The 15767-nt window shown below is 40.1% G+C and carries 5 protein-coding genes; all 5 read left to right on the forward strand.

Features of this window, described 5'->3' with window-relative positions; translation table 11 throughout:
• Positions 1 to 70 precede the first annotated feature (70 nt).
• Complete coding sequence (locus V7K97_RS06295) at positions 71 to 11023, forward strand: amino acid adenylation domain-containing protein (protein ID WP_334799913.1); 10953 nt, start codon at positions 71 to 73, stop codon at positions 11021 to 11023.
• Positions 11024 to 11088: 65 nt separating this feature from the next.
• A complete protein-coding gene (locus tag V7K97_RS06300; RefSeq protein ID WP_334706521.1) occupies positions 11089 to 12153 on the forward strand; it encodes an NAD-dependent epimerase/dehydratase family protein in 1065 nt (354 codons plus the stop codon).
• A gap of 68 nt (positions 12154 to 12221) precedes the next feature.
• On the forward strand, positions 12222 to 13070 hold the full coding sequence (locus tag V7K97_RS06305; RefSeq protein WP_334799915.1) for a cupin-like domain-containing protein: 849 nt from the start codon (positions 12222 to 12224) through the stop codon (positions 13068 to 13070).
• Between the two features lie 106 nt (positions 13071 to 13176).
• Positions 13177 to 14541 (forward strand): MFS transporter, encoded by a 1365-nt coding sequence (locus V7K97_RS06310; RefSeq protein WP_334799917.1) that lies wholly within the window; start codon positions 13177 to 13179, stop codon positions 14539 to 14541.
• Positions 14542 to 14629: 88 nt separating this feature from the next.
• Positions 14630 to 15673: a class I SAM-dependent methyltransferase gene (locus V7K97_RS06315; protein ID WP_334799919.1), complete on the forward strand. Its 1044-nt coding sequence runs from the start codon at positions 14630 to 14632 to the stop codon at positions 15671 to 15673.
• Positions 15674 to 15767: the final 94 nt, after the last annotated feature.

Raw genomic sequence — 15767 nt, forward strand, 5'->3', positions numbered from 1 at the left:
AAAATTGACTTTGACAGACAAAAAAATAAGCCATAACTGAACTGCATCTACATTTAAACAGGATTATTATATGAGCCTAAAAGATAAAATCGAAGATATTTTTCCCCTCACACCCTTACAAAAAGGATTATTATTTCATTCCTTATATGAACCAGAATCTGGCATTTACTTTGAGCAATTCCATTGCCGTTTAGAAGGAAATATTTCTGTAATTGCAGTCCGTCAAGCATGGCAAACTTTAGTTGACCGCCATCCAATTTTACGGACTGCCATTATCACCAAAGGGCAAACTGAACCCGTACAAGTTGTATTCCGCAATCTCGTATTTAAGATAGCAGAAGAAGATTGGCGTGGTTTAAGTAACTCCGCACAAAAAAGCCGCCTGAGAGAATTTCTCGAATCAGATAGACGACAGGGATTTATTTTTAATCGTCCACCTTTGATGCGAGTAACCTTAATTCGCCTAGGCGAAGACTGCTGGGATTTAGTGTGGAGTCACCACCATCTAATTTTGGATGGTTGGTCTTGGCCGATACTACTACGTGAATTCTTGATGTTGCACAAAGCAGCTAAAGAAAATGTAGAAATTTCCCTGCCAAATGTGCGCCCTTACGGTGATTTTATTGCTTGGTTAAAACAGAAGAACCCCCAAGAAGGTGAATCCTTTTGGCGTGAATATATGAGTGGCTTTGAAAGTGCTACTCCCTTATTAATCTTGTCCAAAGCAAAGCTAGGTAGGGCTTTTGAAACTGGAGAAATAAAACACCAATTATCGCCCGAAAATACTGCTTTGTTGCAGAAATTAGCCCGTAATTGTAGCGTCACCCTCAACACCGTGATTCAGGGAGCTTGGGCGATATTACTTAACCGTTATACCCGCAACACAGACATAGTTTACGGAATTACAGTAGCGGGACGCCCCCCAGAACTTCCAGAAGTAGAAGGGATGATTGGCCCTTTTATTAATACTTTGCCATTTCGCGTCTTAATATCTGGAGAACAAACCCTTGATTCTTGGTTGCAAAACCTGCAAGCACGCACAGCCTTAATGCGTCACTTTGAACATTCGAGTCTATCAGATATCCAAGGATGGAGTGATGTTCCACGAGGACAACCACTGTTTAAAACTTTGCTGGCTTTTGAAAATTTTCCGATTGATAAATCCCTAAAAACAGCAGATTTTGGGTTGAATGTTCCTGAGTCGTCTTTCTTTGAAACTACCCATTATCCCTTGACTTTAGTGGTTGTTCCGGGGGATGGACTCTCACTCAAATTAAGTTACAATGCGAGTTGCTTTGATGCGGTGGCTATGGAATTATTGCTAGAGCAATTCTGCCATCTACTGTTTAACATGGCAAATAATGCTCAAGCACCTTTGCAGTCTTTATCGCTAATTGGTCATAAGGAATCGGTAATTGAGAACAGGCTAATTACCAATTACGAATCACCAATTACCATCAGGGAAATGTTTGCAGAAACTGTAAACAAATATCCAGACCGCATTGCTCTAACATTTGAGAATGAAAGCTTTACATATAAAGAACTAGACCGCCGTTCTCAGCATCTTGCTCAATATCTCCAAAAGCAAGGTATTGGTGCAGATAAACGCGTGGTGATTTGTCTGGAGCGCTCTCCAGAACTGATTATAGCTATGTTGAGTGTAGTTAAGGCAGGGGGTGTTTATGTTCCTCTCGATCCGGCTTATCCTCGCGATCGCATCGAGTTTACCATTTCTGACTGTGAAGCGGAATTAATTCTCACCACAACTACCATCAGTCCCCAACTTCCAGAATCCACACTTAAAATTTGTCTGGATGAGGAAGATGCGCCCTATTTAACTGAAAGCAATGAACTTTTGACAAGAGATACTCTTGACCCTAACTCAGGGGCTTACATTATCTACACATCTGGTTCGACAGGGAAACCCAAAGGTGTATTAGTCACCCAGCACAATGTTACCCGACTATTCCGCAACACCCAGCAATGGTTTGAATTCAACGAGCAGGATGTTTGGACATTCTTCCATTCCTTCGCCTTCGATTTTTCCGTTTGGGAGATTTGGGGAGCTTTGCTTTATGGCGGGCGACTGGTAATCGTTCCTTATTGTGTCAGCCGTAACCCCCAAAGCTTCCTTCAGCTGCTTCACAATGAGCAAGTTACTGTCTTGAATCAAACTCCCTCTGCTTTTGTTCAATTACTAGCAGCAGAATCAAGTGTGAGAGAGATTGTCTCTCCCCTACGGTACATCATTTTTGGCGGCGAAGCCCTGAATTTACCAAGTTTGCGTCCCTGGTTTGAACGTCATGAAGAAAATCAGACGCGCTTGGTGAATATGTACGGAATTACAGAGACAACAGTCCACGTCACCTATAGAGTTATTAGCAAAAAAGATATAGACGACTCATCTGGTAGCTTAATTGGTCAACCAATCCCCGATTTACGTCTCCATATCCTGGATTCTGATGGTAATCTCCTACCAACTGGAGTGATTGGTGAAATTTATGTTGGGGGTGCTGGAGTGGCGCGTGGTTATCTTAACCGACCAGAACTCACCGCAGAACGCTTTGTAGAAGATGCTTTTTCAGTAGATTCACTATCACGTTTGTATCGCACTGGTGATTTAGGACGTTTTCTCCCTAACGGCGATTTGGAATATCTAGGACGCATAGATTATCAAGTGAAAATTCGCGGCTTCCGCATTGAAATTGGCGAAATTGAAGCCGTTATTTCCCAGTTCCCTGAGGTGCAGGAAACTATTGTTTTAGTTCATTCTGAAGCCCAAAGCAATCAACAACGCTTAATTGCTTATGTAGTTTGTACTCCTGGAAAGCAACCAACCATCGAAACACTGCGAAATTATTTGCAGCAGAATTTGCCAGATTATATGATACCGTCGCAGATTGTTTATCTGGAGCGATTACCACTGACAGCTAATGGTAAAATTGATCGCAAAGCGCTACCCGCACCAGAAATTAAACGGGAAAATCTTGAAGTTACCTTTGTTCCTCCCGCTACACCCATCGAGGAAATTTTAGCTGACATCTGGCAACAAGTTTTAGGTATAAATCGCATTGGAAGATTTGATAATTATTTTGTTTTGGGTGGCGATTCTATCCGCAGTATTCGCGTTGTTTCGCTCGCACAAACTCAAGGATTGAACTTAAAATTAGAGCAAATTTTTGCCCATCCTGTGCTGTTAGATTTAGCCACATTGTTGGTAGAATCAGAAGTAGTAGACAGCGATAAGATTGATGAAGAACCCTTCGCCTTAATTTCACTTGCAGATAAAGAAAAGTTCCAAAATTGGGCTGAAGATGCCTATCCTCTGGCACAACTGCAAGCAGGAATGCTCTTTCATGGTGAATATTCACAAAGTTCTACAACTTACCATGATGTTTTCAGCTTCCGAATTCGTATACCTTTTGATCTCAAAGTTTGGGAAGCAGCTTATACCCAAATGTTTGCCAGACATCAGATATTACGGACGGCATTTTATTTAGCTGAATTTAGTCAACCGATTCAGGCAGTTGTTAAAGAAGTAACTGCTAAAGTTGTTTTTGAGGATTTAACTAATTTATCGCCCTCAGCACAAGATGATTATGTAAAAACATTTATTGCCAAAGAACGGGAGAATCGCTTCGAGTACAAGAGTGCGCCATTAATGCGTTTTCATATTCACCTACTCGATGATAATGTGATGCAAGCATCTTTTACTTTGCATCATGCCATCATGGATGGATGGAGTTTAGCTAACTTTTTATCAGAATTAACAGGCTTATACCTATATCTACTCGATCGGGGTGTACCTGCGCCACCAACTCCACCAGCTTTGAAATACTCTAGGTTTATTACCTTAGAAAAACAAGCTTTGGTTGATAATAATCAGCGAGAGTTTTGGCAAAATAAACTGGCGGAAATTCCCTTCACTAGACTACCAAGGTGGCCGGGTGTGCTTCCCCTAGAAACAAAAATGGGAAAATTTGATCTCACTTTATCAGAAACAATTTCCCACAACTTAAAAGATTTATCTAAGCAATTGGGTGTTCCTCTAAAAACGTTATTACTAGCAGTTCATCTCCAAATTATTGGTTTTTGCTCTGGCGACACAGAAGTGGTTACTGGATTGGTGAGCAGTGGTAGACCGACAGAAGCTGATAGCGATCGCGTTTTAGGACTATTCTTAAATACATTGCCATTACGCTTGTCTTTACCGAGGGGTTCTTGGGTTGATTTAATTGCAGAAACTTGGTGGGCTGAACAAGAGTTAATGGCAAATCGTCGGTTTCCTTTGGCAGAATTGCAAAGGTTAAATGGGAATCAACCTTTATATGAAACATCTTTTAATTTTGTTCATTTCCACGTTTATCAAGGACTGCTCAATTGGCGAGAAGTAGAATTAATCCAGGCGGAATCTTTAGATGAAACAAATATTCCTTTTGCTGTCAGTTGGAGTGAGGAAGTAGGTGCAGGACTTCTTTCATTTAATATCACCTACGATCGTCAACAATTTGATGATGAGCAAATCAAGAATATTGTTAACTATTACCAAAGAAGTTTAGAGTCGCTAATTGTAAATCCACAGGCTCATCGTGAATTAGGCATAGATAGTTCAATTCAAAATTCCCAATTGCCAATCCCCAATTTTCAATCCCCAATACATGAAAATTTCGCCCAACAAGCAGCAAAAAATCCTGATTCTATCGCTGTTATTTGTGAGGGAGAAAGTTGGACTTATGCCCAATTGAATCAAAAAGCCAATCAGTTGGCGCGATTTTTGGGTGAGTTTGGTATTAGTGTAGAACAGCCTGTGGGTATTTATTTGGAACGTTCTTTAGACATGGTTTGCGCTATGTTGGCGGTTCTGAAGGCAGGTGGTTGCTATGTGCCAATTGATCCTCATTATCCGGCTGTGCGTATTCAGTCGATGTTGGAGGATGCTCATGTTAGTTTGCTGCTGTCTCGTTCTGATTTAGAAATGTGGAATGGGAAAAACGAACCGCAGAGTAACGAGAGTAAAACAAATTTTTTGGATGATTTTTGTCAAGTTATCTGTGTTGATATTTATAGGGAAGAAATTGCAGTTAAATCTGTTGAAGATTTACAAATTCAGGTTTTGGCTGACAATATCGCCTATATCATATTTACATCTGGTTCTACTGGACGACCGAAAGGTATTGCGATTTCCCATCGGGCTTTAGCCCAGCATCAAGCTTGGTTTTTAGAGACTTTTGGGGTGAATTGTGAGGATGTAGTCTTGCAAAAGACACCATTTAGCTTTGATGCTTCGGTATGGGAATTCTGGACACCTTTGATGGTGGGAGCTAAACTCGTGATGGCGAAGCCGGGAGGTCATCAAAATCCGGCGTATCTAGTCAAAACTATTCAGCAAGAAAATGTGACTTTGCTGCAATTGGTACCGAGTCTTTTAGAAATACTCCTTAGTGAACCGGGATTTTCTGAATGTTCATGTATGCGTTTAGTTTTTAGCGGTGGTGAAGCGCTGAAAAGACGGGTGTGGGATGAGTTTAGAGATGTTGCATCTAAATTGGTGAATCTTTATGGCCCGGCGGAAACAACTATTGATGTTGCTTTTCATTGTTGTGGAGAAAAGGAAATTACCGAAGTTATTCCCATCGGCAAACCAGTCAGCAACACTCGTTTATATATCCTAAATTCTCATCTGCAACCTGTGCCTATTGGTACACCGGGTGAATTATTTGTGGCTGGCTCCCAATTAGCTCGTGGTTACTGGAATTCCCCAAGCATGACCGCTGCAAGCTTTTTACCCGATCCTTTTGTTGAAAATGCAGGCAGTCGGATGTATCGCACAGGCGATCGCGCCCGGTATTTACCTGATGGTAGGATTGAGTTTCTAGGACGTGCAGATCGACAAGTCAAAATTCGAGGTTTCCGCATCGAAACTGGCGAGATTGTGGCAGCTTTAGAAAAACAAGCTTGGGTAGTTCGGGCTGTCACCAAAGCTATTGCTACTCCTGGTAAACCCAATCGACTAGTTGCTTATCTGGAACTGAAAACACCACCGACATCCTGGCAAACAGTTTTGCGATCGCAATTATCTGCCCTGCTCCCTGATTATATGATTCCTTCGGTGTTTGTCAGTCTCGATGCTTGGCCGTTACTGCCTAATGGGAAAATTAACCTTAACGCTTTACCCGCTCCTGATGAAGAGAATATCATAGCCCGTGAGGAATATATCGCCCCACAAACCAAAACTGAAGAGATTTTAACTAAACTTTGGCAGCAAGTACTACAAGTATCCCGTGTGGGAATTAAAGATGACTTCTTTGAACTGGGAGGAGATTCGATTCTTGCCCTGCAAATTATTGCTAAAGCACGGGATGCTGGACTTTATTTCACGCCACAAGATTTGTTTAAAAATCCCCAAGTTGCAGCACTTACACCTCATATTAAAACAACAGCAAAATTACCCAATGCTTTATCAATTCCTGTAGGTAGTGAAGTAGCGCTAACTCCTATTCAGCAATGGTTTTTCCAGCAATCTTTAGAACACCCTGAATACTGGAATCAGACGGCTTTATTGGATATCAAACCGGGATTTAATGCGTCACATTTTCAAACAGTTTTAAGTCATATTGCCGCAAGTCATCCAGCTTTTCGCCTGCGATTCCGCCAAACCGAAGCTGGATGGATACAATGGTTAGATGATGATAGTCATGTTTTAAATTTTGATATTGTAAACCAAACTGCTATTTCTCAAACAGAATTACAAAAAATTGCCAGTCAATTTCAAGCACAACTTAATTTAGCCACTGGGCCTCTATTTCGCGCCATCTACTTCCATAATGATGAGAATAAATCCGATAAATTACTGCTAATTATCCATCACCTTATAGTTGATGGTATTTCGTGGCGCGTCATTTTGCAAGATTTAGCGATCGCTTGTGATGCTTTACAAAAGGAACAGGAAATTTCCTTATCTGCTCATAGTGTCGGTTTCCCACAGTGGACTCAACATCTACATACCCTAACTGAAAATTCTGATTGGCAAGAAGAAGTAGCTTTCTGGAAAACCCAACAAGTTTCTAATTCAGAATTACCCCTTGATTTTCCTGATGGCATAGCAGAAAATACAGAAATTTCTGCTACTCAAATAGAATGCAATTTCAGCGAATATGAAACTGATAGTTTGCTGTATGAACTACCGCGCACTCACAAAGTTAGGATTCAGGAAGTTTTGCTAGCAGTTATTTTAGAAGTGGTAACAGAATGGACAGGTGAATCAAAAATATTAATTGCCCTAGAAAGTCACGGACGAGAAAGCGATTTTACTGCCATTGATGTCTCTGATGCTGTGGGATGGTTTACATCTCTTTTCCCTTGCAAACTAGAGAAAACTCAAAAGAGCAATTTAAAAGGCGTTAAAGAACAGTTGCGGAACTTGCCAAATAATGGCTTTGCTTATGGTATCCTTTCTCAAAAATCAGAATTCGCGTCTATCTTACCGCCAATTCCCCAAGGCATCCTCTTTAACTACTTGGGGCAATTTGATGAAAATCTTTCCCAAGCAGCACCCTTTACCCCAGCCACCGAAGATGTCGGACTATCCCGACACCCAAAAAATAGGCGGGCTTTTCAACTAGAAATTACTAGTTTAATTGCTAACGGCAAACTCCAAATACGGTTTGGTTTTAGCAAAGCTTTGCACCGAGAAGAAACGATTCGCCGTTTAGCAGATAGTTTTTCTAAACATTTACAGACTTTGTTAGCAACTAGCCGCCAGCAAGAATATAGTTTAACATCTACTGATTTTCCCCTCGCTAACCTTAATTCAGAACAATTAGTTATTGCTTTGGCGCGAACTACTGATGTAGAAGATATTTATCCTCTATCCCCTGTTCAGGAAGGAATACTTTTCCATGCAAATTATGAATCAGAAAAAGATATTTATCTACAACAGGTAAGTGGTGAAATTGAGGGTTTTCTAGACGTAGAAACTTTTAAAAAGGCTTGGGAATCTTGTATTAACCGCCATCCTAGTTTACGCGCTTCCTTTATATGGCAAGATTTACCCCGACCGTTGCAACGCATTCACCGCCAAGTCAATTTGCCCTTTGTCTACGAAGATTGGCGCGGATGCGATATTAATGAAGTAGCAATGAAATGGTCAATTCTGTTAACAACAGACCGCCACCAAAGTTTTTCAACAGAAAGGGCCCCACTGATGCGGATGACGTTAGTGAGAACCCAAGAACAGAAATGGCAATTTCTCTGGACTCACCATCATTTACTTTTGGATGGTTGGTCATTACCGCTAGTTTTCCGAGATGCGATCGCATTTTACCAAGCTAAAACAGAACGTCCAAATTTACCACAACCACCCATCTACCGAGACTTTATTGCTTGGTTGCACAAACAAGAATCTGGTTTGGCAGAATCTTTCTGGCGCAAACAATTAAACGGTTTCCGGGAAGCAACTACTTTTGGTATTAAAAAACACTATTCTGAAAATTACCAAACTTTACAAACTACTATCCCCAAAGAAATTTACACCCAACTCAAAATATTTGCTCAAAATAATCAAGTAACATTAAATACTTTAGTGCAAGCTGCTTGGGGCATTCTGTTGAGCCGATATAGTGGTTCTGAAGATGTAGTTTTTGGTGTCACCGTATCGGGACGTACTACCGAATTATCAGGTTTTGCAGAGATGGTGGGTCTATTTATTAACACCTTGCCCTTGCGTCTGAAATTAGATGCAGCTACACCATTGAAACCGTGGTTAATAGAACTGCGCGATCGCATCTCGGCAATTAATCAATATTCCTTCACTCGTTTAGTAGATATTCAAGGATGGAGTGACATTCCCAGAGGAGAACCGTTGTTTGAATCCATTGTGGTTTACGAAAATTACCCAGTGGAAGAAAGTCTGCGTCAAAATCCAGGAGAACTGGCGATCTATTCTGTTGAATCTTTGGAGAAAAATCATTACCCCATCAGTCTATATGCCTTGCCAGGAGATGATTTAACGTTAAAAATCGCTTTTGGGCAGCAGATTGGGAGTGCAAAAACACGAGGAGATATCTTACATCATCTAACCCAAATATTGACCAGTTTTGTTACCGAAAAACCGCAATTCATTGGTGAAATTGGTTTGTTATCCAAAGCTGAATTAGGTAAGATAAATTACCCATTACCCATTACCCATTACTCCAATACTCCAATACATGAATTATTCAGTCAGCAAGCCGCTCAAACTCCCGAAGCGATCGCTGTTTTCCCCTCCCTAACCTACGCAGACTTAGAACGCAAATCTAACCAAGTTGCTCGCGCACTACTACAACTTGGTGTAACGCCAGAAACCTTAGTGGCGGTTTGTTTAGAACGTCATGCAGGTTTGCCGATTGCACTGTTAGGAATCATGAAAGCAGGTGCGGCCTATGTCCCACTAGATCCTACCTTCCCGCGCGATCGCCTGGAGTGGATGCTTGCAGACAGCGCGGCGGCTGTAATGATCACCGAAGATCGAATTGTGCCAGCGCTTCCAGCATCATCCGCAAAAGTTCTGTTGCTAGATTCGGTTTCGACCCAACCAGCAACCGCAGCACCTGCGATTGCTGGTAACAACCATTTAGCTTATGTGATCTATACATCCGGTTCTACTGGACGACCCAAGGGAGTACAAATTCAGCATGAATCTCTGGTAAATTTCCTCCTCAGTTTCCAAGAAAAACTACGACTGACTGCTGCTGATACCCTGGTTGCAGTAACTACAGTGTCTTTTGATATTGCTGGACTAGAACTTTTCTTACCATTAATTAGCGGTGCAAAATTAGTCCTAGCTGACAAAGAAACTACCAGAGATGGATTTAAGTTAGCTCAACTAATGCAAACATCCCAAGCCACGGTAATGCAAGCCACTCCAACTACCTGGAGATTGCTCTTGGCTGCTGGTTGGCAATCAAATGATGGTTTTCGCATTCTCTGCGGTGGAGAAGCTTTGCCAGTTGATTTAGCCGCCTCTCTTCTCAACTTTCAAGTGAATCTGTGGAATGTTTACGGGCCAACGGAAACCACAATTTGGTCTACCATCAAAGAAATTAAGCTACAACAGGATGCACATTCCATAGGTAGGGGAATTGCTAACACATCAATTTATATTTGGGATAATGCTGGTAATCCCGTTCCAGAAGGGATTATAGGTGAGTTGTTGATTGGGGGAGTAGGATTAGCACGGGGTTATCGCCAAAGACCAGATTTGACAGCCCAAAGATTTGTTCCCAATCCCTTAGCCACAAATCCTGGTGAGCGATTATATCGGACTGGTGATTTGGCGCGTTGGCTACCCAATGGTGAAATTGAATTTTTGGGACGCATCGATTATCAAGTTAAAATCCGTGGTTTCCGCATCGAACTAGGGGAAATTGAAACAGTTTTAGAAACTCATCCTGCGATCACACAAGCTATTGTCCAAGCTATTGACGATACTGTAGCAGGTAAAAAGCTTGTTGCATATCTAGTTGTCAAATCTGAGGCTGAAAAACCCACTATTGAAACTTTGCAATCATATATGTTGGCAAAACTACCCGATTATATGCTGCCTGACTCTTGGGTGTTTTTAGATGCTATGCCTCTAACACCTAATAATAAAGTCGATCGCCTTGCTCTACCGTTACCAAATCAGTCCGATCGTCAAGTTGATTATACAGCGCCGAGAAATGCGATCGAAGAAGCATTAATCTACATTTGGCAAGAAATTCTGCAAGTTGAGAGAGTGGGAATTATGGATGACTTTTTCCGACTGGGCGGACATTCTTTATTAGCTGCCCAAGTTCATGCTCGCATTAGAAAAGTATTCTTGATTGATTTAGAATTGCGGGAACTTTTTGATACGCGAATAATCGAAAAAATGGCACAACTTTTATTGGTGCGAGAACCTCAAGTAGGACGCACTGAAAAAATAGCAAAAGCGTTTTTACGCCTCAAAAAAATGACGCCAGAAGAAAAAGCTAAACTTCTAGAAACAAAGCGAAAAATACATTAAACATCAGAATGTACAGAACATAGTAATGGATTATTTTTCAAATTTTAAATTCCCCATTCCCCCAAATGAAGAAATTACTTGTAACTGGTTCATCGGGATTAATTGGCTCTGAAGTTTGTCTATATTTTGCCCATCAAGGTTGGGCAATTCACGGCATTGATAATAACCAAAGAGCTATTTTCTTTGGCCCTCAAGGAGATACTCGTTGGAATCAAAAACGTTTAGCATCTGAACTTAAAGGCTTTGTCCATCACGAGATAGATATTCGCGATCGCACTGCTATTTTAGACTTAATTGATAGTCTCCGACCAGATGCGATCGTTCATACAGCAGCCCAACCCAGCCACGATTTAGCGGCGTCAATTCCCTTTGATGATTTTGAGACCAATGCTGTAGGAACACTGAATCTTTTAGAAGCAACTCGTCAATTTGTCCCAGATGCGCCTTTTGTGCATATGTCTACCAATAAAGTATATGGGGATGCGCCCAATGAAATCCCAATGGTAGAGTTAGCAACCCGTTGGGATTATGCTGATTCTGCCTATGAGCATGGTATCCCGGAATCGTTTCGCATCGACCAATCAAAACACTCTCTTTTTGGTGCTTCTAAAGTTGCCGCTGATATTATGGTACAAGAATATGGGCGCTATTTTGGGCTAAAAACTTGCTGTTTGCGCGGCGGATGTTTGACTGGTCCTAATCATTCTGCTGTGGAATTGCACGGCTTCCTCAGCTATTTAGTGAAATGTAATTTAGAAGGTCGCACTTATCAGGTATTTGGTTACAAAGGTAAGCAAGTCCGGGACAATATTCATTCTTATGATGTAGCCCGCTTGATTGAAGAATTTATTAAAGCACCGCGTAGCGGTGAAGTTTATAACTTAGGGGGCGGAAAAAATAATACCTGTTCGATATTAGAAGCTTTCGATATCGTCGCTTCATTGACTAACAAAAAAATGATTTTTGTCTATATACGAAAAAATCGAGAAGGGGATCACATATGTTACTATAGTGACTTACAAAAAATCAAAAAGCATTATCCTAATTGGTCTATAACTAAGCCATTGGAATTGATATTTTCAGAAATGGTTGCTGCTTGGTCTGATAAATTTATGTTAAATCAGAGATAACAGCAACTTTCATCTTATTTACCCAGTCTGCCTAATTCCAGGAAAAATCTACAAATAGGAATTTTTTGATGAGCAAACATGATTTAATCGCAGTGAGCCACATTGAACGAGTTGAACAACCGACAAAAGAGGAATTCCAAAGGAATTTTCTCTCTCGTAGAAGACCCGTTATCATTACTGGAGCTATTAATGATTGGAATGCTCTCTCTTTATGGACTGCTAATTATCTAACTACCTTATTCAGTGATAAACAGGTTGATATAAGTGTTTCTCAAAGTAGGATTTTTACAGGAAATTTGGAAAATGGATTTGCTAATTTGAGACAGAAAATGCAATTTAGCGACTTCATCAACATCCTGGTTTCAAAAAATAAATTTGAGAAATATTACTATCTGCAACAACAGTCAATTCCCACAGAATTTCCCGCAATACTGCAAGATATTAAGTTCCCAGAATATTTTGATAAAAAGTTATTTGTCGATCCAACTATTTGGATTGGATCTGGCGGTAACACATCCCCATTGCATTATGATGCAATGGATAACTTATTTACTCAAGTTAGCGATCGCAAGCGTTTCCTGTTGTTTGACCCCCAACAAACATCTTCATTATATCCTTTTCCTGCTAGTTCAAAAATCCCCCACATGAGCCAAATAAATATTGAAAAACCAGATTGGGAGAAATTTCCCAATTTCCAAAAAGCCAAATATTTTGAGTGTATTGTCGAACTAGGGGAAATTTTATTTATTCCTGCTTTTTGGTGGCATCAAGTATACTCCCTAGCAAATTCAAATCACGAGCTAAACATTTCTGTAAATTTCTGGGCGAAACCACCTATTAGTCAATTTTTAACCCCTCCTGGGCGGAGATTGGCAGCACAGATACCCACTCTTTTAAAAAGAGCTTTCAGCCGATGATTCTATATTAGAATAGTATAATCTGTGATTTTTTTCATCTCTGGACATTTGTTATTTACCTCATAAATTTGTACGAATCACAAAATATACAATTAACTTATAAAATATGTATGTAATTAAACTAATTGAACTAATTCGTGAATTGCGTAATTTTACTCTCTTCTGGCTGGGGCAGTCTCTGTCTGAAATCGGAAATCGCTTGACAGGATTTGGCTTAGGTATCTGGGTTTATCAGAACACTCATGCTGTTACACAATTAAGCTTAGTTATATTTTTTACAACCTTGCCAGGTGTATTAATCACTCCCTTTGCTGGTGCATTAATAGATAGGTGGAATCGAAAATGGACAATTATTTTTAGTGAAATAGCTGCGGCTTCAATTACACTCACACTTGCTGTACTGCTACTAACTGGCAATCTACAACTCTGGCATACTTATGTTTCTGCATTTTTTACTTCAGTCTGCGGTTCTTTTCAAATGACTGCGAAGGGAGCTGCTTTACCATTGATGGTTCCTAGCAATCAGATGGGGAGGGCTAATGGCTTGATTCAGTTCAGTACAGCATTAGGACAACTGGTTGCACCAATCCTAGCGGCTATACTCATCGCCAATGTACAACTTCAGGGCTTGCTGCTGATTGATTTGTCTACCTATTTAATTGGATTATTAACCCTAATATTTATTAATATTCCTCAGCCAGAATCGAGTATTGTGCCAACTATAGGAATGTCTACCATCATCAATGATATTGTTTATGGCTGGGAAAACATTTACTCTCGCTTTTTCTTGCTGATTCTACTGTCATTCATGACAATTTATTTTTTTGTGAATGGCATGACTTCTGTCTTGATTAATCCCTTGATATTATCCTTTTCCTCGGCTACGACGTTTGGGAGTGTAATGTCAATTGCCGGTGGTGGAATGGTTGCTGGTAGCATCCTTATGAGTATCTGGGGAGGAGGGAAAAAATCGCTCTCTCCTCTGTTTCTATTTTCGGCATTAAATGGAATAGGTTTAATAATCACTGGTATTAAACCCTTTATTCCTACCATAGCCTTAGGCATTTTTATTTCATTTTTTACCTTGCCGATTATTCTAGGTATTAATAGTACAATTTTGCAAACTAGCATCCCCCCAAATATTCAGGGACGTGTTCTTTCATTGTTCTACACTTTGGCAGGCTTGGCTGGGGCTTTTGGTAATCTTAGCGCCAGCCCTCTAACTGATGGTTTTTTGGAACCCATGCTATCTACTGATGGGGTACTTGCTAGTACTGTTGGGCGGTTGATTGAAACTGGTTCAGGGCGTGGAATCGGTTTTTTAATGGTTCTTGAAGGGCTACTTGTTTTAATTATCTCAGTCATTTTGTACAATTACTTTGCATTAAAACAAATGGATGAAGAATTGTTAAATACTGACGATATAATAGTAAAGAATAAGATAATAAATACGTTGGATCGAGAACATTAGAAAGTTATTCAACTGCTTCACAACTGCAATATCTGTCACTAGAACATGATAAGCAAATTTTTTTTAGCCTCATTGAGGTATCTTTTAAATGGAGAAAATTACTGCTACTGTCTACGATACAATTGACCCATACAAATGGGTTACAGATGTGGCTCATGAAGCTTGGAAAGCTAGAGATAGGGAAGTTTGGACTAATAACATTCAGGATTTGATCGCGCCTGATGCAGTTATTCTTGATGCTGGATGTGGGCTAGGAAGATTACTTCCTCGTTTATGGTCAGCTAAAAAGATTGTTATGGTCGAACCAGACCTCAGGAGATTTTTGCACGCTTCATTGGTAGCAAAATGTCTAATTAACCAAGACCAAGAACTATTAAAAAAATTACAAAATGATGGCTTTGTACAAACCAATGAATATGAACGATTGCTTCAAGAAATTTATTCATTACCACTAAAAAATGAGAAAGTCCATCTCCTCAAGGATGTGATGCAAAGTAAAGCAATATCGCAATATGGAAATTTCGATTTGATCGTTTGTTCACACATTTTTGAACATATCTCTTTGGATGTTATCCAAGAAAGTCTTGCTGCTTTTTATAACTTTCTAAAACCCAATGGTTATTTAGTGATATTTGCTTGCAAATCTCCCATTCTCTATCACTTTCGTGACAATAAAGAGTTTAACCATCAACATATTCTAATTACACAGGAAGAATTTTTTGAAATTTGTAAAAATGGACATTCCGCAGGGTTAGGGATTCGATACATGCCTTTTGACCTTTTGCAATCCCTCCTTACTAACCCCTTTAATCCCACATTGCAAAAAATATTTGGGGATGAGTTCAAATCTAAATCAGAATTTTACCAACTTCCTGCTACACCGCTCTTTACCATCAAGCAATGGGAAGCTTACCATTCTGAATTTTATACTCATAAAAACATGCAGGTTGGCACATATATCGAATACCCGCAAATTCAAGCCCGCCTCTATAGACCAATCAAACCGATAGAGAGTGTTGCGGAAATATTAGACCTTGAACACCAAGTTAATCAAAATGAAACTTTAAAAAAAATGCATTTGATTGATATGGTCGTGGTCGCGAATAAAAATGGTGATTATAGCACTATTTGAGTTATGAGTATTTCATAGGGCGCTGTTAGCGCAAAGAATACGACTCCAAAGCATAAATGATGCCTTACAGTCTACTAAAACACCCTCCAAGCGG

Source organism: Nostoc sp. (genome assembly GCF_036917815.1).
Classification (GTDB): Bacteria; Cyanobacteriota; Cyanobacteriia; order Cyanobacteriales; family Nostocaceae; genus Nostoc.